The sequence below is a fragment of the Lentzea rhizosphaerae genome (assembly GCF_042649515.1).
GTDB lineage: Bacteria > Actinomycetota > Actinomycetes > Mycobacteriales > Pseudonocardiaceae > Lentzea > Lentzea aerocolonigenes.
The window spans coordinates 197,608-220,277 of the sequence record NZ_JBHRZI010000036.1 but is presented as its reverse complement, the minus strand read 5'-3'; the positions used below and the strand labels follow the sequence as shown (position 1 = coordinate 220,277).

23 protein-coding genes and 2 pseudogenes are annotated in these 22,670 nt (G+C 70.3%); 12 read left to right on the top strand and 13 right to left on the bottom strand.

Features of this window, described 5'->3' with window-relative positions; translation table 11 throughout:
* Nucleotide 1: 1 nt before the first annotated feature.
* Nucleotides 2-883 (bottom strand): LysR substrate-binding domain-containing protein, encoded by an 882-nt coding sequence (locus tag ACFOWZ_RS38650; protein WP_382378915.1) that lies wholly within the window; start codon nucleotides 881-883, stop codon nucleotides 2-4.
* A gap of 78 nt (nucleotides 884-961) precedes the next feature.
* Here ACFOWZ_RS38650 and ACFOWZ_RS38645 point away from each other — a divergent pair, with 78 nt between their 5' ends.
* The 3 genes from ACFOWZ_RS38645 to ACFOWZ_RS38635 are packed head-to-tail and all read left to right on the top strand — an operon-like array spanning nucleotide 962 to nucleotide 3,604.
* Nucleotides 962-2,179 carry an acetyl-CoA C-acetyltransferase gene (locus tag ACFOWZ_RS38645; protein WP_382378914.1) on the top strand — a complete coding sequence of 406 codons (1,218 nt, stop codon included), beginning with the start codon at nucleotides 962-964 and terminating at the stop codon, nucleotides 2,177-2,179.
* Nucleotides 2,176-2,952 (top strand): CoA transferase subunit A, encoded by a 777-nt coding sequence (locus tag ACFOWZ_RS38640; protein ID WP_382378913.1) that lies wholly within the window; start codon nucleotides 2,176-2,178, stop codon nucleotides 2,950-2,952. Before ACFOWZ_RS38645 ends, ACFOWZ_RS38640 begins: the two co-directional genes overlap by 4 nt.
* 1 nt (nucleotide 2,953) lies before the next feature.
* Nucleotides 2,954-3,604 (top strand): CoA transferase subunit B, encoded by a 651-nt coding sequence (locus tag ACFOWZ_RS38635; RefSeq protein ID WP_382378912.1) that lies wholly within the window; start codon nucleotides 2,954-2,956, stop codon nucleotides 3,602-3,604.
* On the opposite strand, the gene ACFOWZ_RS38630 is transcribed toward ACFOWZ_RS38635, so the two are convergent.
* Together ACFOWZ_RS38630 and ACFOWZ_RS38625 are read right to left on the bottom strand one after the other, a co-directional pair.
* Nucleotides 3,588-4,715 (bottom strand): BMP family lipoprotein, encoded by a 1,128-nt coding sequence (locus ACFOWZ_RS38630; protein ID WP_382379029.1) that lies wholly within the window; start codon nucleotides 4,713-4,715, stop codon nucleotides 3,588-3,590. The two genes, ACFOWZ_RS38635 and ACFOWZ_RS38630, sit on opposite strands and share 17 nt — an antisense overlap.
* 140 nt (nucleotides 4,716-4,855) lie before the next feature.
* Nucleotides 4,856-5,644: a PaaX family transcriptional regulator gene (locus ACFOWZ_RS38625; RefSeq protein ID WP_382378911.1), complete on the bottom strand. Its 789-nt coding sequence runs from the start codon at nucleotides 5,642-5,644 to the stop codon at nucleotides 4,856-4,858.
* Between the two features lie 92 nt (nucleotides 5,645-5,736).
* On the opposite strand from ACFOWZ_RS38625, the gene ACFOWZ_RS38620 reads away from it, so the two are divergent.
* The 6 genes and pseudogenes from ACFOWZ_RS38620 to ACFOWZ_RS38595 all read left to right on the top strand — a co-directional run bounded on the left by ACFOWZ_RS38620 (nucleotide 5,737) and on the right by ACFOWZ_RS38595 (nucleotide 10,960).
* Nucleotides 5,737-6,615, top strand: a complete 879-nt coding sequence (locus ACFOWZ_RS38620) for an SDR family NAD(P)-dependent oxidoreductase (protein ID WP_382378910.1) — start codon at nucleotides 5,737-5,739, stop codon at nucleotides 6,613-6,615.
* Complete coding sequence (locus tag ACFOWZ_RS38615; RefSeq protein ID WP_382378909.1) at nucleotides 6,612-7,487, top strand: amidohydrolase family protein; 876 nt, start codon at nucleotides 6,612-6,614, stop codon at nucleotides 7,485-7,487. Before ACFOWZ_RS38620 ends, ACFOWZ_RS38615 begins: the two co-directional genes overlap by 4 nt.
* Complete coding sequence (locus tag ACFOWZ_RS38610) at nucleotides 7,484-7,942, top strand: MaoC family dehydratase (RefSeq protein ID WP_382378908.1); 459 nt, start codon at nucleotides 7,484-7,486, stop codon at nucleotides 7,940-7,942. The genes ACFOWZ_RS38615 and ACFOWZ_RS38610 overlap by 4 nt, the downstream gene beginning before the upstream one ends.
* A gap of 12 nt (nucleotides 7,943-7,954) precedes the next feature.
* Nucleotides 7,955-9,271, top strand: coding sequence for an MFS transporter (locus tag ACFOWZ_RS38605; protein WP_382378907.1), 1,317 nt, complete (start codon nucleotides 7,955-7,957; stop codon nucleotides 9,269-9,271).
* On the top strand, nucleotides 9,210-10,646 hold the full coding sequence (locus ACFOWZ_RS38600) for an acyl-CoA synthetase (protein ID WP_382378906.1): 1,437 nt from the start codon (nucleotides 9,210-9,212) through the stop codon (nucleotides 10,644-10,646). The genes ACFOWZ_RS38605 and ACFOWZ_RS38600 overlap by 62 nt, the downstream gene beginning before the upstream one ends.
* Nucleotides 10,647-10,799: 153 nt before the next feature.
* A pseudogene (locus ACFOWZ_RS38595) lies at nucleotides 10,800-10,960 on the top strand (hypothetical protein).
* Here the strand turns inward: ACFOWZ_RS38595 and ACFOWZ_RS38590 are convergent.
* The 6 genes and pseudogenes from ACFOWZ_RS38590 to ACFOWZ_RS38565 all read right to left on the bottom strand — a co-directional run bounded on the left by ACFOWZ_RS38590 (nucleotide 10,957) and on the right by ACFOWZ_RS38565 (nucleotide 14,891).
* Complete coding sequence (locus ACFOWZ_RS38590; protein WP_382378905.1) at nucleotides 10,957-12,129, bottom strand: MFS transporter; 1,173 nt, start codon at nucleotides 12,127-12,129, stop codon at nucleotides 10,957-10,959. The pseudogene ACFOWZ_RS38595 and the gene ACFOWZ_RS38590 sit on opposite strands and share 4 nt — an antisense overlap.
* 53 nt (nucleotides 12,130-12,182) lie before the next feature.
* Nucleotides 12,183-12,428: pseudogene (locus ACFOWZ_RS38585) on the bottom strand (NAD(P)-binding protein); the annotation flags it as partial.
* 66 nt (nucleotides 12,429-12,494) lie between these two features.
* Nucleotides 12,495-13,370, bottom strand: a complete 876-nt coding sequence (locus tag ACFOWZ_RS38580) for a universal stress protein (protein WP_382378904.1) — start codon at nucleotides 13,368-13,370, stop codon at nucleotides 12,495-12,497.
* Nucleotides 13,367-13,939 (bottom strand): CBS domain-containing protein, encoded by a 573-nt coding sequence (locus ACFOWZ_RS38575; RefSeq protein ID WP_382378903.1) that lies wholly within the window; start codon nucleotides 13,937-13,939, stop codon nucleotides 13,367-13,369. Before ACFOWZ_RS38575 ends, ACFOWZ_RS38580 begins: the two co-directional genes overlap by 4 nt.
* 28 nt (nucleotides 13,940-13,967) lie before the next feature.
* Nucleotides 13,968-14,660 carry a hypothetical protein gene (locus ACFOWZ_RS38570; protein ID WP_382378902.1) on the bottom strand — a complete coding sequence of 231 codons (693 nt, stop codon included), beginning with the start codon at nucleotides 14,658-14,660 and terminating at the stop codon, nucleotides 13,968-13,970.
* 78 nt (nucleotides 14,661-14,738) lie between these two features.
* Nucleotides 14,739-14,891: a hypothetical protein gene (locus tag ACFOWZ_RS38565; RefSeq protein ID WP_382378901.1), complete on the bottom strand. Its 153-nt coding sequence runs from the start codon at nucleotides 14,889-14,891 to the stop codon at nucleotides 14,739-14,741.
* A gap of 97 nt (nucleotides 14,892-14,988) precedes the next feature.
* On the opposite strand from ACFOWZ_RS38565, the gene ACFOWZ_RS38560 reads away from it, so the two are divergent.
* Both ACFOWZ_RS38560 and ACFOWZ_RS38555 read left to right on the top strand, forming a co-directional pair.
* The gene (locus ACFOWZ_RS38560; protein ID WP_382378900.1) at nucleotides 14,989-15,825 is read left to right on the top strand and encodes a PhzF family phenazine biosynthesis protein; all 837 of its coding nucleotides are present in this window, start codon (nucleotides 14,989-14,991) and stop codon (nucleotides 15,823-15,825) included.
* A gap of 949 nt (nucleotides 15,826-16,774) precedes the next feature.
* A complete protein-coding gene (locus tag ACFOWZ_RS38555; RefSeq protein ID WP_382378899.1) occupies nucleotides 16,775-17,218 on the top strand; it encodes a hypothetical protein in 444 nt (147 codons plus the stop codon).
* Here ACFOWZ_RS38555 and ACFOWZ_RS38550 read toward each other — a convergent pair.
* Nucleotides 17,154-17,606 carry a hypothetical protein gene (locus ACFOWZ_RS38550; protein WP_382378898.1) on the bottom strand — a complete coding sequence of 151 codons (453 nt, stop codon included), beginning with the start codon at nucleotides 17,604-17,606 and terminating at the stop codon, nucleotides 17,154-17,156. The genes ACFOWZ_RS38555 and ACFOWZ_RS38550 overlap by 65 nt on opposite strands.
* A 48-nt stretch (nucleotides 17,607-17,654) precedes the next feature.
* The gene (locus ACFOWZ_RS38545) at nucleotides 17,655-18,647 is read right to left on the bottom strand and encodes a helix-turn-helix transcriptional regulator (RefSeq protein ID WP_382378897.1); all 993 of its coding nucleotides are present in this window, start codon (nucleotides 18,645-18,647) and stop codon (nucleotides 17,655-17,657) included.
* Nucleotides 18,648-18,723: 76 nt separating this feature from the next.
* Between ACFOWZ_RS38545 and ACFOWZ_RS38540 the strand changes: the two genes are divergently transcribed.
* Nucleotides 18,724-19,071, top strand: a complete 348-nt coding sequence (locus ACFOWZ_RS38540; protein ID WP_081902047.1) for a YybH family protein — start codon at nucleotides 18,724-18,726, stop codon at nucleotides 19,069-19,071.
* Between the two features lie 109 nt (nucleotides 19,072-19,180).
* Here the strand turns inward: ACFOWZ_RS38540 and ACFOWZ_RS38535 are convergent, their stop codons facing one another.
* Together ACFOWZ_RS38535 and ACFOWZ_RS38530 are read right to left on the bottom strand one after the other, a co-directional pair.
* Complete coding sequence (locus tag ACFOWZ_RS38535) at nucleotides 19,181-19,585, bottom strand: hypothetical protein (RefSeq protein ID WP_382378896.1); 405 nt, start codon at nucleotides 19,583-19,585, stop codon at nucleotides 19,181-19,183.
* Between the two features lie 185 nt (nucleotides 19,586-19,770).
* Nucleotides 19,771-22,629, bottom strand: coding sequence for a BTAD domain-containing putative transcriptional regulator (locus tag ACFOWZ_RS38530; protein WP_382378895.1), 2,859 nt, complete (start codon nucleotides 22,627-22,629; stop codon nucleotides 19,771-19,773).
* Nucleotides 22,630-22,670: the final 41 nt, after the last annotated feature.

Below are 22,670 nucleotides of genomic sequence, written 5' to 3'. Positions count from 1 at the left end.
CTCAGCGCGAGACCTCGTGCAGGACGGCGAGCGCCCTCGCCAGCACCGGGGAGTCGTCGTCCGCGCGCACGGCCGCCACGAGCTCGATGTCGTGCTTGCCCGCCAACGGCCGGTAGGTCGTTCCGGGCACGCCGAGCTCCGCCACGGGCTCCGGCACCACGGCCACCCCGAGGCCTGAGGCCACGAAGGTGACCAGGGTCGAGGTCTCCGAGACCTCGTGCCGGATCCTGGCGGTGAACCCCGCCTCACGGCACAACGCCGTGACGATGCCGTGCATGACCGAACGGCCCCGTGAGGCGTGCACGATCAGGTCGACGTCCTCCAGGTCTTCGATCTTCAGCCGCTTGCGGCGGGTGAGCGGGTGGTCCTCCGGCAGCGCCACGATGAGCCGGTCGCGGCGCACCGTGCTCATCCGCACCGCGGGGTGCTCGACCGGCGGCCGCAGCAGCGCGAGGTCGATGTGGCGGGCGAGCAGGGCGTCGAGCTGGTCCGGTGCGAGCATCTCGCCGCGGAACGCGAAGTCGACGCCGGGCAGTTCGTCGCGCAACGCTCGGGCGAGCGCGGGCAGCAGGCTGTAGGTGGCGGATCCGACGCAGCCGACGACCAGGCGGCCCTGCAGGCCCGCCGCGACCCGTTGGGCCTCCTCGGCGGCGTCGTCCACGGCGGCCAGCACCGAGCGCGCGCGTTCCAGGTAGACGGCGCCGGCGCGGGTGAGCTCGACCTTGCGGGTCGTGCGGTGCAGCAACGTCACGCCCAGCTCGGCCTCCAACTGCTGGATCTGCTGCGACAACGGCGGCTGCGCCATGTGCAGGCGTTCGGCGGCGCGGCCGAAGTGCCGTTCCTCGGCGACCGCGACGAAGTAGCGCAGGTGACGGAGTTCCACGCATTGATATTCGCAGAGTCTCAGCTGCGGTTAAATGAGTATTTCTCGATATCGTTCGCTCGTCCTAGGGTCAAAGGCATGACCGACGTCGTGATCTGCGAACCCGTCAGGAGCCCGGTCGGGAGGTTCGGCGGCGCTCTCGCCTCCCTCAGCGCCACGGACCTCGCCGCCGCCGTGCTCTCCGAGCTGGTCCGCCGCACCGGGTTGCGGGAGGGCGACGTCGACGACGTCGTGCTCGGGCAGTGCTACCCGAACGGCGAGTCGCCCGCGATCGGCAGGATCGCCGCGCTCGACGCGGGCCTCGGCACCTCGGTGCCGGGTCTGCAGATCGACCGCCGCTGCGGGTCCGGTCTCCAGGCCGTGCTGTACGCGGCGGGGCAGGTCGCCACCGGCGCCGCCAGGGTCGTCGTCGCCGGCGGCGCGGAGTCGATGTCGCAGGTCGAGCACTACGCGCTGGGGCTGCGCACCGGTGTCCGCAGCGGCACGATCGGGCTGGTCGACCGGCTCGACCGGGCGCGCGAGACGGCGGGCGGCCGGTTCCACCCGGTGCAGGGCGGGATGCTGGAGACCGCTGAGAACGTGCGTCGCGAGTACGGCATCTCCCGCGAGGAACAGGACGAGCTCGCGTTCCGGTCGCAGCAGCGGTGGGCTGCGGCGCAGGAGACCGGCCGGTTCGCCGACGAGCTCGTGCCCCTGACGGTGCCCGGCCGCCGCGGCAAGCCCGGCGTCGTCGTCGACCGCGACGAGCACCCCAGGCCCGAGACGACCCTCGAGGACCTCGCGGCACTGCGGCCCGTGCGGCTGAAGATCGACCCGGAGTCCACGGTCACCGCGGGCAACGCGAGCGGGCAGAACGACGGCGCCGCGATGTGCGTGGTCACCACCCGTGACAACGCGGACCGGCTCGGGCTGCGTCCGTTGCTGAAGCTCCGGTCGTGGGCCGTCGCCGGGGTCGGCCCCGAAGTGATGGGCATCGGGCCAGTGCCCGCGACCGCGGCCGCGCTCGACCGCGGCGGGCTCACCCTCGACGACATCGACGTGATCGAGCTCAACGAGGCGTTCGCCGCGCAGGTGCTCGGGTGCCTGCGCGAGTGGAAGGTCGACGCCGGGGACGACCGGCTCAACCCCAACGGGTCCGGCATCTCGCTGGGCCACCCGGTCGGCGCGACGGGTGCGCGGATCCTCGCGACGCTCGCGCACGAGATGCGCCGCCGCGAGAGCAGGTACGGACTGGAGACGATGTGCATCGGCGGCGGCCAGGGCCTCGCCGCGATCTTCGAGAGGGTGGACGGATGAGCCTGGACAAGGTGGTCAGCGGCCCCGCCGAGGCCGTGGCGGGCATCGCCTCCGGATCGAGCGTCGCGGTCGGCGGCTTCGGACTCGCGGGCATCCCGTGGTTCCTCATCGAGGCGTTGCTGGAGCAAGGCGCCGACGACCTCACGATCGTCTCCAACAACTGCGGCGTGGACGGCGCCGGGCTCGGTCTCCTGCTGGAGCAGCGCCGCATCAGCCGCGTGATCGCGTCCTACGTCGGCGAGAACAAGGAGTTCGCCCGCCAGTACCTCGCCGGTGAGCTGACCGTGGAACTCACTCCACAAGGGACACTCGCGGAACGCCTGCGGGCGGGCGGATCCGGCGTCGGCGCGTTCTACACCCCCACCGGCGTCGGCACCCTGGTCTCCGAAGGCGGACTCCCCTGGCGCTACGCCCCCGACGGCACGGTCGCGCTGACCTCACCGCCCAAGGAGGTGCGCACGTTCCACGGCAAGGACATGGTGCTGGAGGAGTCCATCGTCACCGACGCGGCTCTCGTGCGGGCAGCAGTCGCCGACCGCGCGGGCAACTGCGTGTTCCACGCCGCCGCCCGCAACTTCAACCCGGTGGCGGCGATGGCGGGCCGTCACACCGTCGTCGAGGCGGAGCGGGTCGTCGAGGTCGGCGAGATCGACCCCGACCACGTGCACCTGCCGGGGGTGTTCGTGCAGAGCGTCGTCGCGCTGACGCCGGAACAGGCGTCCCGCAAGGACATCGAGAAGCGCACGACCCGCACCCGCCAGGAGGGGAACTGACATGGCCTGGACCCGTGACCAGATGGCCGCCCGCGCGGCGCTCGAACTGCGCGACGGCGAGTACGTCAACCTCGGCATCGGCCTGCCCACGCTGATCCCCGACTACCTGCCGGCGGGCTCGACCGTCACGTTGCACGCGGAGAACGGCATTCTCGGCGTGGGCCCGTTCCCCTACGAGGAAGAGGTCGACCCCGACCTGATCAACGCCGGCAAGCAGACCGTCACCGTCCTGCCGGGAGCGTCGTACTTCGACTCGGCCACGAGCTTCGCCATGATCCGCGGCGGCCACGTCGACGCCGCGATCCTCGGCGGCATGCAGGTGTCCGCGCACGGCGACCTCGCGAACTGGATGGTGCCCGGCGCGATGGTCAAGGGCATGGGCGGCGCCATGGACCTCGTCAGCGGCGCCGGACGCGTCATCGTCCTCATGGAACACACGGCCCGCAACGGCTCGTCGAAGCTCGTCGAGTCGTGCACGCTCCCGCTGACCGGCCGCGGGGTCGTACAGCGCGTGATCACCGACCTCGCCGTGCTCGACGTGGCGGAAGGCGTGTTCCGCCTCGTCGAGCTGGCACCGGAGACCACGGTCGAGGAGATCATCGCCAAGACCGCGGCCCCGGTTGAGGTTTCGCTGGCTACGGCCGGTCGTTGACCTTGATCTTGCCCTCGATGATCTGCGCCTTGTAGCCCTCCAGGATGCCCTGGAGCTTGGCGTCGACCTTGCCGCCCGACGCCGCGTAGCCGACGCCGTTGACCTTGAGGTCGAAGACCTTCGGCAGCGACGCGAGGTCGTTCTTGGCGGCAGCGCGGTAGAAGTCGTACACGGCGACGTCGACCCGCTTGAGGCTGGACGCGACGATGACGTCCCGGTTGTTCGCGAGCGCCGGCTGGTTGTACTGGTCGGCGTCGCACCCGATCGCGAGCACACCGGCCTCCTTCACCGCGGCGAACACCCCGATGCCGGACGCACCCGCGGCGGGGTAGACGACGTCGGCGCCCTTGTCGATCAGCCCCTTGGCCGCCTCCTGCCCCTTCGGCGGGTCCTGGAAGCCCGTGAAGTCACCGGCAGGCGTGATGTACTTCTTCTCGACCTGGACCTTCGGCGCGGCGGCCTTGGCCCCCTGGACGAACCCGGCCTCGAACTTCTGGATCAACGGGATGTCCACGCCGCCGACGAACCCGACGTGGCACTTCTTGCTCTGGTACGCGGCCACGACGCCGGCGAGGAACGACCCCTCCTGCTCGGCGAAGACCAGCGGCGTCACGTTGGCAGCGCCCTCGACCGCCGAGTCGACCAGCCCGAACTTGACGTTGGGGAACTCCGGCGCGACGACCTTCAACGACTCGGTGTAGGCGAACCCGACCCCGACGACGGGGTTGAAGCCCTCGGTGGCGAGCTGCCGCAACCGGGTCTGCTTGGCCGCCTCGTCCTCGTTGGGCGCGGCGGAGAGCTCGCGGGTGTTCTCCTTCTTGACGCCCATGTCCTTGATCGCCTGGTCGAACCCGGCAGCGGCAAGATCGTTGAACGACGCGTCACCCCGGCCCCCGATGTCGTAGGCCAGCCCGATCTTGAGCCCGCTCCCGTCCACCTTGTCGGTGTTGGCAGCGCTGGTGCTCGACGTGGCGGGCGCGCTGGGCGGCGTGGCGAACTCGCACCCGGCACCAGCGGCGTTGGACTGCGCGGTGGTGCCCGAGTCCTTGGCACAGGCGGCCATGGTCATCACGGTTGTCAGCGCGATCGCGGCAACAGCGGTGCCACGCATACGACGGCGCACGGCTCGTCTCCTCCCCTGGGGTTTGGGGCGGACCGTACCTCGCGGTGAGATCGATCAGGTTGAACGTTCATCTGATGGGAACGTCGGGCGACATGATCGTCATCAGGCCGGCGGGGAACGTGCCGAGCTCAGACGCTGATCGACTCGATCGCCGCCTCGGCGAGCGGCGTAGCCGTCTCCACGTACCGCGTGGCCAACGCCTGGAACAACTGCTCCGCCTCAATCGCCGGCCAGTCATCAGCCAGCAACTCGGCCGGCAGATGCGGATCCTGCCGCACGAGATCCAACCAGTCCGCGTGCAGCAACAACTGCCGAGCCAGGTCGTCCGGCAACGACGAGGCCGGCGACCGCCACCGGGCCAGGAAGTCCTGGTACCGCGCCCCGATCGCGGCCGTGTCGAACGCGCGGGTGGCGAGGTCCGCGGCCTCCGTCGGCTTGGCGTGCTGGGCGGTGAAGACCGTGACGTTCTCGGTGAGGCCCAGGTCGGCGACCATTTCCGTGACGTCGCGGGTGCCCGGGGCGATCCACAGGCCGTTCTGCACGGGGCCGAAGCCCGCCCACTGCAGGCGGGAGCGCAGGTCGTGGCGATCGCCTCGGCGGCCTTCTGGCAGGGAGAAGCCGACCAGGGTCCAGGTGCCGTCCCAGTCCCTGTTCACGGCGCCGCGCTGCCAGATGCGGCGGCCGCCGTCCTCCAGCACGTCCTCGGCTCGCGGGGTCAGTCCGAAGTAGACCTTGCGGCCGTTGCGGTGCTTGGTGAGCAGGCCGCGCGAGGTCATGCGGGTCAGCGTCGAGCGCACGGCCTCCTCGGAGACGTCCACGCGGCCGAAGACGTCGATCACGCTGCCCGAGTAGACCGCGATGTCGCGGCCCAGCACGTACAGGCCCAGGAAGTTCAGCATCAACGACTGCGGCGTCACGACTGCCACGATACATGTTGGGCAGCATCTAGACGAGCGTCACGAATCTGACGTACTTTGGGTCGCGATCCCAACGGAGAGGACTCGGTCGGATGGAGCTGTCGGGAAAGGTCGCGATCGTCACGGGCGCCGGCCGCGGGCTGGGGCGGGCGTACGCGGAAGCCTTGGCGCGCAACGGGGCTCAGGTCGTGGTCAACGACGTGGACGAGGTCGCCGAGGAGGTCGCCGCGAGCATCGGCGGCAAGGCGGTCGTCGCGCCGGTCGGGTCGACCGAGACCGCGGAACGGCTCGTCGCGGCTGCCGTCGAGGAGTTCGGGCGGCTCGACGTGCTGGTCACCAACGCCGGGATTCTGCGCGACAAAGTCCTGTGGAAGATGAGCGACGACGACTTCGACGCCGTGATCAACGTGCACCTGCGCGGCACGTTCACCTGCGCCCGTGCGGCGGCCATCAGGATGCGCGAGCAAGGGACCGGCGGCAGCCTGGTGCTCATCTCGTCGCCTGCGGGGCAGCGCGGCAACTTCGGGCAGACCAACTACTCCGCCGCCAAGGCCGGGATCGCCGCCATGGCGCGGACGTGGGCGCTGGAGCTCGCGCGGTCCGACATCGCCGTCAACGCGGTCGTGCCGGTCGCCGCCACCGAGATGACGAGGACGATCCCGGCGTTCGCGCCGCTGATCGAGGAGTCGGAACGGAACGGCACCCCGCTGCCGGAGTGGGTGCGCAGGGACGAGGGGCTCGGCACCGTCGAGGACGTCGCCGAACTGATCGTCTACCTCGCCTCCGACGCGGCGAAGGGCGTGACGGGCCAGGCGATCGGCATCGGCGGCGACCGGCTCGCGCTGTGGTCGCACCCCGCCGAGAAGCAGGTCCAGTTCTCCGACGGCGGCTGGAACGCGGCGAAGATCGCCCAGCACTGGGGCGAGTTCGAGCCCGAGACCTACGGCATCCCGGCTCCGGTGGCACCGTGAACGCAGACGACCTCGTCGCCATCGACGTGCACACGCACGCCGAGATCTCCGGCGACGGCCACAGCTCGCTCAGCCCCACCCTGCTCGAGGCGTCCGCGAAGTACTTCAAGGCAGGGCACCGGCAGCCGACGATCGCCCAGACCGCCGAGATCTACCGCGAGCGGAACATGGCCGCGGTGATCTTCACGGTCGACGCCGAGCACGCCACGGGCCACCCGCGCATCAGCAACGAGGAGATCGCGGCGTCCTGCGCCGAGCACGCCGACGTGCTGATCCCGTTCGCGAGCGTCGACCCGTGGAAGGGTCGCACCGCGGTCAGGGAGGCGCGCCGGCTCGTCGAGGAGCACGGCGTCCGCGGGTTCAAGTTCCACCCGAGCCTGCAGGACTTCTCGCCGAACGACCGGATGGCGTACCCGCTGTACGAGGCGATCGAGGAGCTCGGGGTCCCCGCGCTGTTCCACAGTGGACAGACTGGAATCGGTGCCGGCGTGCCCGGCGGCGGTGGCATCAGGCTCAAGCACTCCAACCCGATGCTCGTCGACGACGTCGCGGTCGACTTCCCGCACCTCAAGATCGTGCTGGCGCACCCGTCGTTCCCGTGGCAGGACGAGGCGCTCGCGGTGGCCACGCACAAACCGTTCGTGTACATCGACCTGTCCGGCTGGTCGCCGAAGTACTTCCCGCCGCAGCTCGTCCGGTACGCCAACACGTTGTTGCAGGACAAGGTGCTCTTCGGCTCGGACTTCCCGGTGATCACGCCGGACCGCTGGCTCGCCGACTTCGCCAAGCTCGACATCTCGGACGACGTCCGCCCCAAGATCCTCAAGCACAACGCCGCACGTCTGCTGGGACTGACCAAGGAGGAAGCATGACCACCGCCGTGCACGGCATCGAAGAGCTCAAGGCCCTGACAGGAAAGAACCTCGGCCACACCGACTGGCTCCAGATCGACCAGGGCCGCGTCAACACGTTCGCCGACGCCACCGACGACCACCAGTGGATCCACGTCGACCAGGATCGTGCCGCCGAAGGACCGTTCGGCGGCACGATCGCCCACGGCTACCTCACGCTGGCGCTGCTCATCCCGCTGATGACCCAGCTGCTCGACATCTCCGGCGTGCGGATGAGCATCAACTACGGGCTGGACAAGGTCCGGTTCCCCGCGCCGGTGCCGGTCGGCGCGAAGATCCGGCTCACGGGACAGGTCGCGTCCGTCGACGAGGTCAAGGGCGACGGCGTGCAGATCACCATCGACTTCACGGTCGAGATCGAGGGCTCCGACAAGCCCGCGTGCGTCGCGCGCGGGGTTTACCGCCACTACGCCTGAGATGAGAGTGCCATGGCGACAACAACGCAGTTACGCCGTGCCGTCGCGTCCAGCTTCCTCGGCAGCGTGATCGAGTACTACGACTTCCTCCTCTACGCCACCGCTTCCGCGGTCGTGTTCAACAAGGTCTTCTTCTCCTCACTGGACCCGCTGGTCGGCACCATCGCGAGCTTCGGCACGTTCGCCACCGGCTACCTCGCCCGCCCGCTCGGTGGTGTCATCTTCGGACACTACGGCGACCTGTTGGGGCGCAAGAAGATGCTCGTGCTCACCATGGGTCTCATGGGTGTGGCGAGCTTCCTGATCGGTCTGCTGCCCACCTACGGCCAGATCGGCTGGCTCGCCCCGGCCGGACTCGTGCTGCTGCGGATCGTGCAGGGCATCTCCGTCGGCGGCGAGTGGGGCGGCGCGGTCCTCATGTCCGCCGAGCACGCCACGTCACGGCGCGGACTGTGGGCGAGCTTCACCAACGCGGGCGCACCGTGCGGCATGGTGCTGTCGACCCTCGCGCTCTCCGGCACCGCCGCGCTGGTGGGAGACAAGGCGTTCCTCGACTGGGGCTGGCGGGTGCCGTTCCTGCTCAGCCTGGTGCTGCTCGGCATCGGCCTGTTCGTCCGCATGAAGGTCGAGGAGACGCCGGTGTTCCGGGCCGAGCGCAAGCGCACCTCCCTGCCGCTGGCCGACGTGCTGCGCAACCACCCGCGCACGCTGCTGCTCGGGATCGGAGTCGGCCTCTCGACGTTCGTCGCGCAGTCCACGCTGACGACCTTCATCCTCGCGTACGGCGTCCAGGCGGGCATCCCCCGGCCGTCGATCCTCAACGCCCTGACCCTGTCCTCCGCGCTCGCGGTGATCTCGATCATCGGCTGGTCGGCCGCGTCGGACCGGTTCGGCCGCAGGCCCGTCGTCCTCGCGGGCGCAGTCCTCATGGCCGCGTTCGCGTTCGCGCTGTTCCCGTTGGTGGACAACGGTTTCATCGTCATCGCACTGGTACTCGGCCAGGCCGTCATCCACCCGATGATGTACGGCCCGCTCGCCGCGCTCTACAGCGAGCTGTTCAGCACGGGAAGCCGTTACACCGGTGCCTCGCTCGGCTACCAGCTCGCCGGTCTGGGCGCGGGGCTCGCGCCGTTGCTCTTCGCGCAGGTGCAGAAGAGCGCGGGAACGGGGGCCATCCCGGTGATCCTCGCCGCGTTCTGCGTGCTCACCGTCGTCTGCACGGTCGTGCTGCGCGAGACCAGCCACACCAGCCTGACAGGAGACACGAATGCGGAACGCGGGACTGGGCAGCTGGCCACACCGCCGCGCGCGCATGGCGCCGAAGCGTGAGGCGTTCACCTACAACGGGGTCTCCACCACCTACGGGGAGCTCGCGGTCCGCACCACGAAGCTGGCTCACCGGCTGGCAGAGCTCGGCGTGCGCCACGGTGACCGGGTCGCGTACCTCGGCCCCAACCACCCCTCGTTCGCCGAGACGATGTTCGCCGCCCACCAGCTCGGCGCGGTCTTCGTCCCGCTCAACTTCCGCCTGACCCCCGCGGAGATCAACTACCAGCTCGCGGACTGCGGCGCGCACGTGCTGATCCACTCGCCGTCGCACCAGGCGGAACACCAACGCGCCATCTCGCTCGACTCGTACGAGGACTGGCTCGCGGGCGGCTCCCAGGAGCCGCTCGACGAGCTGGTCGCCATCGACGAGCCCGCGCTGATCCTCTACACCTCCGGAACCACCGGCAGGCCCAAGGGCGCCGTGCTCAGCCATGCCAACCTGCTCTGGAACACGTTCAACCTCATGATCGGGGTCGACGTGTCCACGGAGGACATCGCCCTGGTCGCGGCACCGCTCTTCCACGTCGCGGCGCTCACCCAGACGTTGCTGCCCACGTTCATCAAGGGCGGGCACAGCGTGATCACCTCGCGCTGGAACGTCGAGGACTGCCTGGACCTGATCCAGGGTTACGGCGTGACCTGGATGTTCGGCGTGTCCACGATGTACGCCGACCTGGCCGCGTCACCGCGCTGGCCCACAGCGGACCTGTCGTCGCTGCGGGTGCTGATCTGCGGCGGCGCGTCGGTGCCGGACGCGGTGATCCACACCTACCAGGACCGCGGGCTGGTGTTCTGCCAGGGCTACGGACTCACCGAGACCGCTCCCGGCGCGTCGTTCCTCGAGGCCGCGGACAGCGTGCGCAAGGCGGGCTCGGCCGGGACGCCGGTGTTCTTCGGCGATCTGAGGCTCGCGGACACCGGGGAGATCGAGGTCCAGGGCCCCAACGTCACCCCCGGCTACTGGAACGACCCGGTCGCCACCGCCGCCGCGTTCACCGAGGACGGCTGGTTCCGGACCGGCGACCTCGGCCGGCTCGACGACGGTCACCTGTACGTCCTCGACCGGCTCAAGGACATGTTCATCTCGGGCGGGGAGAACGTGTACCCGGCCGAGGTGGAGAACGCGATCACCGACCACCCCGACGTGGCCGAGGTCGCGGTCGTGGGTGTCCCGGACGCGCGCTGGGGCGAGGTCGGGCGCGCGTTCGTGCGGCCGACGCCCGGTGCCGACCTGGACGCGGCGGCACTGCGGGAGTTCCTGGTGCCGCGGCTGGCGAAGTACAAGATCCCCGTGCACGTCGAGGTGGTGGCCGAGCTGCCGCGCACGGGGTCCGGGAAGGTGCTCAAACCGGCGTTGCGCCGGCTGCCGTTGTGACCTCGGCCGGGCAGGTGCGGTGTGATGCCGCGCCTGCCCGGCCGGGCGGGGTTTCAACCCGTTGCCGAACAGGTGACGCAGACCAAGTGGTAGAACGACCCCACGACTCCCGAGGTGCTGTTCGTCTGCGTGCACAACGCCGGCCGCTCGCAGATGGCCGCCGCCCTGCTGCAGCACCACGGGATGGGCCGCATCGCCGTGCGATCCGCCGGTTCGGCCCCCGCGGAGCGGGTCAGGGTGTCGACGCGGTGCGGCCGATCCGCGACGAGATCGACCGTCGTGTCCGCACCCTCGTCGCCGAGCTGCTCGACTAGGTCTTCAGGGACAGCAGCGCTGCCACCACGCTGACGGCGGCCAGCAGCACGAACACCGCCGCGTACCCGCCGAACCACGCGGCCAGCACGCTCCCCGCCCACGGCGCCACGGCGGCGGACAGCATCACCGGGCCGCCGAGCAGGCCGCTCAACCGTCCGTAGTGGACACTGCCCCACCTGTCGGTCACGGCGGTGGCCTGCACCAGCGTGAAGATCCCGCGGGCACATCCCGCCAGGACCGATCCGAGGACGAGGACCAGCGCGGGTCCCGGGACGAGTCCCAGCAGCAACGTCGTCACCGCGGCGGCCAGCAGCACCAGGGCTGTGCGGCTGCGCACCGACGTGGCCCGTTCCAGCCGCGCGTACCCGAGCCGGCCCGCCACCTGTCCGGCGCCGCCCAGGCCCAGCGCGATCGCCGCCGTCGTCGTGGACAGGCCGCGCTCGGTGAGCAGCGGCACCAGGTTGATCACGACCGCGTAGACCGCGAACGCGGACAGCGTCATCGCCACCGCGAGCAGCACGAACCGGCCGCTGCGCGCGATCGTGGACGGCGTTTCCGACTCGTGCGCCTCGGCGGGCTGCCACGGCCTGCGCAGGCCCAGGACGTGCAACGGCACGGTGATCACGGCGAGCACGACCGCGAGCACCAGGTAGGTCTGCCGCCAGTCCAGCACGGTGTTCAGAAGTGCCGTGAGCGGCGCGAACACCGTGCTCGCCAGGCCTGCGACCAGGGTGACGGCGGTGAGTGCGCGCACGCGTTGCGGGCCGTACCAGCGGGTCAGCGCGGCGAACGCGGGCTGGTAGAGCACGCCGGCCATCGCCGCGCCCGCGAGCAGCCAGCCCGCGAAGTACGCGGTGAGCGACTGCGCCGTGGCGACCACGACGACGGCCACGACCGCGAGCACCGATCCCGCGCTCATCACCGCACGCGGCCCCCACCGGTCGAGCACCCTGCCCACCACGACGCTGACCAGGCCGCCGGTGATCTGGGCGAGCGTGAAGCCGAGGGTGAGCTCGGGGAGCGTCCACCCGGTCGACGCGCTGATCGTCGGCGCCAACACCGGAAACGCGTAGTAGAGCACGCCCCAGCTGGTGATCTCGGTGACGCAGAGGACGATCAGCACCGTGCGCAGAGCGGTGCCTTGCGCGACAACGGGTTCAGCGGTCACTCGGCGAACGACCCTGCTCCGCCGCACACCCCGGTCTCCGGCAGCACGAGCTCCACCCGGTCCCGCCCGCGCCGCGCCACCCCGGTCACCCGTGCGCCGAAACGCACCCGCTCCCCGAGCGCGGCGGCGAGCGGCCGCAGGTACAGCTCAGCCCACTCAGCGCCGGTCGGGTAGCCCTCCGGCCGCCGCCAGCCCGCCGGCTCCAGCACCAGCGGTTCCAGGCCACGTTCCAGCAGGTGTGCGGCCGCGGCCAGACCTGTCGGCCCCGCGCCCACCACGACCATCGGCAAGCCGTCCACGATTCGCTCCCACACTCGATGTCCGGCAGACTTTATCGACCGGAATCGATGGAAGCAACCATCGACCTACATCGATGCTTCCGGCTGTCGCACGATCGCCAGCGGACACGGCGAGTGGTAGACGAGAGCCTGACTCGTCGAGCCCAGCAACATCCCCGTGAACCCGCCACGGCCGTGACTGCCCACCACCAGGAGCTGCGCCTCCGCGCCGTACCGCATAAGCGCGCGCACCGGCCGATCACGCAGCACCACGCGATGCACCCGCACGTCCGGATATTTGTCCTGCCATCCAGCGAGCCGTTCGGCCAGCAGCCTCTGCTCGCCCTCCTCGACCTGCTTCCAGTCCACGGTGAAGCGCGACGCGGTGTAGGCGCTCTCGACCATGAAGTCGTGCCAGCACATCACCACGGTGAGCCCGGCCCCGCGGACCGAGGCCTCCTCGAAGGCGAACGCCAGCGCCGCCTCGCTCGTCGGTGACCCGTCGACGCCGACCACGACCGGTCCGTCCGGGACCTCGGTGCCGCGCACGACGACCACCGGGCTCCTGCCGTGCGAGGCGAGGGCGACCGCGGTCGAACCGACGAGCAGACCGGTGACGTTGCCGAGCCCTTGTGAGCCCACCACGAGCAACCGCGCCTCGCGCGACCGGTCGATCAGCAGTCTGGTCCCGTTGTCGCACACCAGCTCGGTGGACACGTCCACGCCGGCCGCCGCGGCGGCCGCTTCGGTCAGCCACGCCCTGCCCTGCTCCTCGATGGCGCGGCGGATCTCGCCGCCGGTCACCACCATCTCGGGATATCCCCTGGTGGGCAACGTGTAGGCGTGCACGAGCAGCAGTGGTACGTGGTGCCGGCCGCATTCGGCGGCGGCCCACTTCACCGCCGCGAGAGCCGAGGACGAGCCGTCGACTCCCACCACGACCGGTGCGTCGGGTGCCTTCATCGCTGTCCTCCAGCCTGAATCCGCACGCTCAGGACGCCGGGCACGGGGCCCGCCAGCGCGAGAAGTGCTCGCTCCGTCTCGTCGTCCACGTCGTCCGCGCTGATCACGGCCTCGCCGTCGCGCACCTCGACCGTCCACTTGCGACTCCCGTCGGCGTAGAGGTCGAGCACGCGCTGGACCTCCGCCGCGACGGACGTGTCGGTGCGGCCGAGCGCGCGGACGAGGTCGCGGCGGGTCACGACGCCGACGACCTGGGAGCCGTCGACGATCGGCAGGCAGCGGATGCGGTCGTCGACGAGCACGCGGGCGATGACGCTCGCCTCCGTGGCGCCGCCCATCGCCGTCGCGGGTGAGGTCATCACGTCGCCGACGGCGACGCCGCGGGTCTCTTCGACGTAGCCGTTGCGCAGGAGGTCCGCCTCCGTGACGATGCCGATCAGCCGCCTGTCGTCGTCCACGACGGGCAGCGCGGTGAAGCCGTGCGAGACGAGCAGGGCCGCGGCGCCGCGCACGGGCACCTGCGGGATCACCGTGATGGCCGGACTGGTCATGATGTCGCGAGCGCGCATTCCGCTTCTCCCTTTCACGACGTAGAAGCTAGGAACGCGCCGCTGCCGGGGATGCGGTCGTTGGTCCCGAACCGTCCGGGACCTTCGCACCGACGGTCAGCAGCGCCTGGGGAAAGCCCGCCAGGCCGTGACGTTCGATCAGACCGGCTCGCCACTCCTGGCGGTGCAGCAGGTGCACGACCGGGCGCACCCGCAGTCCCGCGGAGCGAGCCGCCAGGACCGCCGACTGCAACGCCGCGCCGCCGCGCACGTGGTCGCGGCGTGCGTCACCCACGGTGAGCACGACGAGGGTGTGCTCGTCGAGCGCGTGCAGCTCCGTGCCCGCCCAGTGGTTCGCGGACGCGAGGGCACGCACGTCGCCGTCCGCGGTGCCGTCGGCCAGGCGGATCGCGCGGTGCCGGGCGACCTCGTCCTCGGTGGGCGACTGCACCCGGTCGGACCGCACGATCGCGACCAGGTCCGGGTTGCGGTGGTCCGTGGGAAACATGGCCTGCGCGTGCCACCCCGTGACGCGGACGGCCAGCACCACGTGCTCGAGCGCGGCGCCGCAGCTCAGCAGCCCGTCCACGCCGAGCGGGTCACGCGACGAGGGGCGCGCGACCTCGTACAGGTACGCGGACCTGCCGTTCAGTTCGAGCACCCACGGCCTGCCCGCGCTGCACGGAGTGGCCATCGTGGCAGCCTCGACGATCTCCGCTTTCGCGGCGGCGCTCCATCGCATGCCCAGACCCTCCGCCGCGACGGCGGACGGCGACAGTGCGAACGGTCTCCCCGCACCGGGGCCCAAGGACCCTGCGCGTCAGGACAGCGTCGGCAGGACGTCCGCCGCCACGGTGTCGAGGACGGCCTCGTCACCCGCGAACGGACCCTCGTGCCCCGGCCACGGAGCCAGGACGTCGGTGAAGCCCAGTTCCGCGGCACGCGACGGCGGCACAGTGGCCGATCCGGCCAAGTCCCTGCACCTGTCCGAGGGCACGATCCGCAAGCAGAAGCGGTCAAGGTGGCCGAGGACAACGCCTGGCTCTGGCACATCCACTACTTTGATCCCCGTGCGAGGCTTCAGCCAGGTAGACGTGTTCACCGACGAACTAACCTACGGCAACGCGGTAGCCGTGGTGCACGACGCCGAAGACCTGACCACCGACCAAATGGCCAAGTTCGCCCGCTGGACCAACCTGGCCGAAACCACCTTCCTCCTCCCACCAACAACCCCAGCAGCCGACTACCGCCTGCGCATCTTCACGATCAGCCGAGAACTCCCCTTCGCAGGCCATCCAACCCTCGGCTCAGCCCGAGCATGGCTCGAAGCAGGCGGCCAGCCACACACGCCGGGCCACCTGATCCAGGAGTGCGGCGCAGGCCTGGTAACCCTCCGCCAAGACAACGCCCGCCTCTCGTTCGCCGCCCCACCACGCCTCCGCAGCGGCCCAGTCACCCCAGACGAACTCCAGGCTCTGGCAAAAGCGTTGCGCCTCAACCCAACCGACATAGTCGACGCCCAGTGGGCAGACAACGGCCCAGGCTGGATAGCAGCACTCCTACCGTCCGCAGAGGCCGTCCTCGCTCTCACCCCCGACTACACCCGGTTCGGCACCTTCACAGGTGTCGGCGTAGTAGGCCCACACCCCGAGGGCAGCGACGCGGACTTCGAGGTGCGAGCCTTCGTGGACGAGGGCACCAGGTTCGACGAGGACCCGGTAACCGGCAGCCTGAACGCGGCCATCGCCCAATGGCTGATCCCAGCAGAACTGGCCCCGACCTCCTACATCGCCGCGCAGGGCACGAGGCTGGGCCGACGGGGCCGAGTCCACCTGACGCAGGCGGACGGCGAAATCTGGGTAGGCGGCAACACAGTCCTAGGCGTATCAGGAACAGTGACGCTCTAAACCCCACAACGCCAAGGCCGAAGGCACTCAAGCCCGACTGGCCCGCCGCTCCTCCCGAGCAGCCTCAATCCGCTCCTCCAACGCCAAATACCACCGCTCCCCCCGCTCCCCACAACTGTCCCGAATCTCCACCTTCAACTCAGAAGTGTTGGCGTTCAAAGTCCGAACCATCCCCAACCCTTCATCAACCTGCCCCCGAAGCTTCGAATGCGAGTCGGCCAAGTGCACAGCAGCCGCCCGCATCTCAGCCCGAGCCATCCGAGCGGCCTTCCCAGGCATCCCCACCCACTGCGGCACAATCCGAGTCCGCCGCACTAAATACGACATGGTCCGCAACGAGGTCTGAGCAGACTGATAGGCCATGTGCGCGGTATCAGCACACTGATACGACTCCCGGTGGAACACCCGCAAGGAGTGAAAGTCAACGCCAACGGAAGCCCCGTCCCACCCACTCTGCGCAGCTCGATCATCCCGACGAGCCCCGCCCTGCTTGCCTCCACCAGCCCCCGCCGGCTGTCCCCCACCGGCCCCTGGCTGCTGTCTCCCACCAGCCCCCGACGGCTTACTCCCACCTCGCTGCGGCTGCCCTGCCCCACTCGCCCCCGAATGCTTCGCCCCGCCGGCCTGCTTGGCCCCACCAGCGCCCGACCCACCCGGCCCGGCTTGCTTCGCCCCACCAGCCCGCCCCCGCGGATGCCCATCCGACCGCCCACCAGGCCGTGCCCCAGCCCTCCCACTCCGAGCCCGCAACGCCACCAACCGAGCCTGCACCTGCTCAGCCTGCCGCCGAACCCGCTCGTTCTCAGCCCGAACCCGCCGCAGCGCCCGATCAGCCTCCGCAGCAGCAGCCCGAACCTCCTGAACAGTGACCCGCCGAGGCCGCCGATCCCACAACCGGACACCGACCAGCACCCCGACACCAACCGCCGACGCCGCGAAAAACGCAGGCATGCCGTCGTCGATCACGTGCTCCGCAGACGGCTTCAGCTTCACGAACGCCATCACGTTCATCGCCCCGAGCAGCACAACACTTCGCAGCAGCAACCCCAGCCAGCGCTTCAGCCAACCGGAGCCGCGCACCCGGCCGTCCCGGCTCAGCGCCATCCGGACCAGCACCAGGGCCAGCGGCAACGCCACCAGGCAGCCCCACCGCCACTCCTCGAGGTACACCTGCTGGGCCGGCGTGCCACTGACCAGGATGTGCGCCGCGATCGCCGGTGACACGAGCAGCATGTCCAGCGGCAGCGCGAAGAACAGCACGAACAGGCCGATCAGCGGCACAGCACAACCACCGCACCCGTTGCGGGACAAGTCTCAGCACCCCACCGTCATCCGCGCCGCCGCCGGCCGCCTGATCTGCGCGGTGCCAGCGCCGCGGCACCCGACCCGTTGAGCACCTTGTCGATGACGTCCGCCACGCCGCCGGTGAGGTCGGAGTGGTGCTGGACCAGCATCGTCGTGAAGTGCTGGGTCAGCTCGACGTACGCGCGGCGTTCGGCCAGTGGCAGGCCCGGTTTCACGGTCTCGCGCTGCATGTTGACCATGCACTCGCGCAGAGCGCCCGCGCTGACGTCGGCGCGGCCCAGCTCCTTCTGCATCTGCCGCAGCGTCGCCGACGACTCCTTCCGGCGCTGGGCCAGCACTTTCAACTTCAGCTGCTGGTCATCCGCGGTCCGGCGGATTTCGGCGTCCAGGGCGTACGACTCGGCCACGTGGCGGCCGGCGTCGCCGAGCGGCTTCAGCTGTTCCGCGATGCGCGACACCGACTGTTCGAAGTTCACCTGGTCTCCGGTAAAACGGATCAGACCACTCGGCTCGCCCATGGCGGGTTAATCCGACGGGCCAGGCGCGGCGTTACACCTGTAGCGCTCGACGACCGCGGCGGCGCGGTCGTGCAGGCGGTCCCGCAACCACTGCGGTGCCAGGGCTTCCGCATCGGTTCCCAGGTGCCACAACGCCCACTCCGCGTGCCGCGCGTCCTGGAAGGCCGCCTCCACACACAGCCAGCCGTCCGCATCGGCACCGGAATCGTGGACGGTCAGCGCGGTGTTCACGAGATCACCGCGCCGCGACGGGTGCGCCCGCAGCCGCACGACGACCTGGTCGCCGCCGGTCCGGAACCGCGTGCTGCGCTCCTGCCACGCCCGGCCGAGGTCGACGCGGTCCGGGCGTTGCGCGGGCTCGTCGAGCGCCGAAGCCGCCAGGACGCGCGACAAGCGGTAGGTGCGGTCGGCGCCGCCGCGCACCGCCAGCAGATAACCCTGTTCTCGCACGGTGACCAGGCCGATCGGGTCGACCGTGCGCCACTTCGGCTTCTCCCCCGCGGCCGCGTAGTGAATGCGCAGGCGGTGCCCGGCGAACACCGCGCGCCGCACCTCGGCCACGACGGTGTCGGGCACCTCCTCCGCGACCGTGCGGCGCGCGAGCAGGTCGATCTCCGGGTCGACGAGCAGTCGTTGCACCGCGCCGGCCGCGGTCGCCCGTTGGTTTTCCGGGAGCGCGTCCACGACTTTGCGCATGGCCGAGGCCAGAGCCGTGCCGAGACCGAACGCCTGCGCGCCTCGCCGCGACCCGGCGACCAGCAGGGCGAGGGCCTCGTCGTGGTTCAGGCCGGTGAGCTCGGTCTGGAAACCCGGCAAGAGCGCGAAACCGCCGTGCCGGCCGCGTTCGGCGTAGACCGGCACGCCCGCCGCGGACAGCGCCTCGATGTCGCGCAGCACCGTGCGGGTGGACACCTCCAGCTCGCGGGCGAGTGCGGTGGCGGACAGACGGCCGCGTTGGCGCAGCAGCAACACCAGCGAGACCAACCGGTCGGCGCGCATGCCGAAAACCTACCGGAATACACGACACAGGATGTCGTGATTAGTTGGAAGGCTCTTCCCCATGACAAGCAACGCAGTGGCCACCGAACCGAACGACCTGGCCAGGTTCTTCATCGAGCGCGGCAACGCGGGAGACGTCGACGGACTGGTGGCGTTGTACGAGGCGGACGCCGTGCTGGCGTTCCCGCCGGGCAGCACCGCGACCGGGCACGCCGAGATCCGCAAGGTGTACGAGCAGTTCGTCGCGGCCGCACCGGTCCTCACGCCGGGCAAGCAGCATCCCGCACTGGTGAGCGGTGATCTGGCGCTGACGGTGTCGACGCTGACCACCGGGGAGATGACCGTCGAGATCGCCCGCCGCCAGCCGGACGGGTCGTGGTTGTGGGTGCTGGACCAGCCGATGCTCCTGCCGCAGCAGGACTAGGTTCTAGGGAGAGGCACCTGGAGACATGAGGCGAGGATGTCGATGTACGGGTTGTGACGACCGACATCGACACCCTCGCGGTCATGCGGTCATGCGGTCATCACACCGTCTACGAGGTCACGTCGTCGATCCACCCGGAGCAGTCGATCCATCCGGGAAGCTCGCCGCTGAAGTCCCTCGCACAGGCCTTGAACTTGAACGCTGTCCTGTGAGGAATGTTGGAGATCCTGCAGAACTCCTCACCGTTGTTCGCGCCGTTCCGGTCGTCGCACGACGTCATCTCATCGCGGCCGGGGAACTTGATGCGAAGCACCATGCTGTAGCCGTCGGCCTTCTTGTCCGCGACCTTGAACAGATTGTTGTCAACGCTGTTGAACGCCCCGTATCCCCGTCCGTTCGACGCATTCGCGTAGTGGAAGGACCCGATGGCGTTCGCCGGGGTCTGCACCAGGGCGACACAGGCGACAGTACCGAGCGCTACAGGCAGAACACGCCTCATGCTGAACATGCGCATCCCTCACTCTCTTGACTCACATGCTCTTTCAGCGGAGATCCCCACCCCCGCCACGACGAAGCGATCATGCCTGGGTGATCCGGGTTTGCCAAGAAGGTTGTGACCTGACCAAATTTCAGTTCTGGCGCGAAGTGTGGTCGCGAGAGCGTGAACGTCCTTCGTCACAACCCGCACATCGACAACTTCTAGCGGTCCAGCTCGTCGAGAAACCTCGCGACAGGACCGAAGGTGAACAGGCCGGTGCCCGCGCCGGCCAGTTCGTCCTTGGCAGGCAACAACATCGCACGAGCCCGTGAACGCAGTTCGCGATCGTCCAGCCGCACGGCCGCCATCGCCAGCAGGCACGCCCGCGTCTCACCCAGCAGGTCCGCCGGCCCTGGCGGCAACGCCCGTGCGGCGGCCAACGCCTCGTCGTGCGGCAGCACCAGCGGACGCACCCAGTCCAGATGAGGGCCCCAGTCGTCGGAAAGGTCCACTGTGGACGGGCCGTGCAGACTCAGCAGCGCCAACGGCAGGAGTCCGCGTTCCATGCCCCACATGCCGGTTCCGCGCACGCGGGCGGCGGCGGCGCGGTAGGCGCGGTCGGCGTCGGCAACACGTCCGGCGGCGGCGAGTTTCAGCGCCGCGTACCAGTCGGTGAACACGCCGACCAGCGGCAGGTCGTGACGTCGCGCGAGCTCGTCAGCGGCGGCCGCGTGCCGGTCAGCGACCTCGAAGGCGCCGAGTGCGGCGTTGGCCTGGACCAGGATCAGGTGACCGAGGACCTCGTGTGTGACCAGGCCCTCCGCCAGCTCGACCAGCTCACAGCCGATCGCGGCACGTTCCGGCGCGAGGCCGAGGCGGTGGAACGTGTGCATGAAGCGGGCGTTGAGCGCGAACGCGAGCAGCGCCGGGTCGCCGAGATCGCGGGCGATGGTCTCGGCTTCCACGGCCTCCGCGAGGTGATCACCCGTGCCGCGCCGCTCCATCGCGATCGTCGCCAGCAGGCGGGCGCGGGTGGCGGTCGGGCCGGGGAACGCGACGAGCGTGCGTTGCGCGGCGGCGGCCAGCTCCTCCGAGTGCGACGGGTCGTCGTTCGTGGTCCAGATCCCTGGTACGTCAAAGGAACCGATCACGCGAGCGGTCGTCTCGGCGTCACCAGCGGCCCGCAACGCGACCGAACGGTACTGGCGCGCCGCCTCCAGATCACCGCTCAGGGCCAACGCCCGCATGAGCCCGATCAACAGGTCGAGCCGCGTGCCGTCCGCGGCCTCGATCGCAGCCCGCCACCACCCGACCGCCGCACGGGGCGACCGGCTCGACCCAGCGGCCGCGGCGAACGCCCGCACAGCCTTCTCCCCACGCGCACGAGCCAGCAGATGGTGGTGTGCCAGCAACTCAACGTCTCCAGAACGCGATGATTCCAGCGCCTCCGCAACGACCGCGTGCCAGCGCGCCCGCCGCGTCAGCGACACCTCCTCGTACACCGTGTCCCGCACCAGAACGTGGGTGAACCGCGCACGCCCAGGCGCTTCCTCCACGACGAAACCGGCGTCGAGCGCGACCTCCAGCGCGTCGAGCACGTCACCGCCCGCCAGCGCGGTCAGCAGGTCCACCGAGACGTCCCGCCCGAGCACGGACGCCTGGTGCAGCACCGTCCGCACCTCAGCGGGCAAGGCGGCGAGCCGGTGCCGGATCACGTCCCGCACTCCCGCCGGCACCGCACCGAGGTCGCCACCCGATGCGAACAACCGCGCCAGTTCCTTGACGTAGAAAGGGTTTCCGCCGCTGCGCTCGTGGATCACCCGCACGTCCGGCACGGAAGCACCGGTGATCGACCGCACGAGTGCGGCGACCGACTCCTCACCCAGACCGCCGAGATCCACGCGTGCCGGTTCGGCGCGGGCCAGCGCTTCCGACGGCACGGCGGCACGTGTGGTGGCCACGATCATCACCCGGCCGGAGAGGGCGGCAGCGGTGAACGCGGCCAGCACCGCGAGCGTCTCGTCGTCGGCCTGGTGCAGGTCGTCCAGCACGACCAGCACCGGCGCTGAAGACTCCACAGTGGACACGATCGAGCGCCTGGCCAAAAAACGATCACCCGGGACGAGCTTCTCCCCCAACGCTTCCACGACCTGCTGCCACGGCCAGGCCACCGGCGCGTCCTCAGGGCACCGCGCCCAGACCGTCGTCCAGCCGCGACCGGCGAGCACACCGCTGAACGCCTCGGCCAGCGCCGTCTTGCCCACGCCCGCCTCACCGGTGACCAGCGCGATCGACAGCCCGGCCGACGGCACGGCGGCCTCCAGCGCCGCGAGCTCCCCGGTCCGTCCCACCAAGGTCGAGCGGAACGGGGAGTCCAGCCGCGGCGACTGGGCCAGGATGTCCGACTCCAGCGCCCGCAGCTGCGCGCCCGGATCGACACCCAAGTTCTCGGCCAGCGCGTGTCGTGCCGCGCGCACCGCCTCCAGCGCGTCGCCCTGACGTCCCTCGCGGTAGAGCGCCAGCGCCAGCAGGCTCCACGCCTTCTCCCGCCACGGGTGCCCGGCGAGGTGAGCGCGCAGGTCCGCGACGACCTCGGCGGCACGGCCCACCGCGAGCGCGGCCTCGGCGCGGCGCTCGACCGCCACCAGCCGCAGCTCCTCCAGCCGGTCGATCTCCGCCCGCGCCCAGTGCTCGTCGGCGAACTCGGCGTAGGCCGGGCCGCGCCACAACGCCAGGGCACTGTCCAACACGGACAGATCGCCGCCGAGCATCTCCTCGAACCGCCACGCGTCGACGTCCTCGGCCAGCAACGCGTACCCCGCGCCCGACGTGACCAGCAGCGTCGGCGGAGTCCGGGCTGGACGATCGGGTTCGAGCGCCTTGCGCAACGCCCCGACGAACGTCTGGACGGCGCCGACCGCACCGTCCGGCGGATCCTCCCAGAGGTCGGCGACGAGCGTGCGAACGGGAACGACCCGGCGCCGCGCGACCAGCAGCCTGGCCAGCACGGCACGGTGCCGGGGGCCGCCGAGGCGGGCGGATCCCGCGGTCAGCGGGCCGAGCACCCCGAACGTCACCACCCGCTGACCCTAACGCTGACCAGTTGCTGATCGGGCGCGCG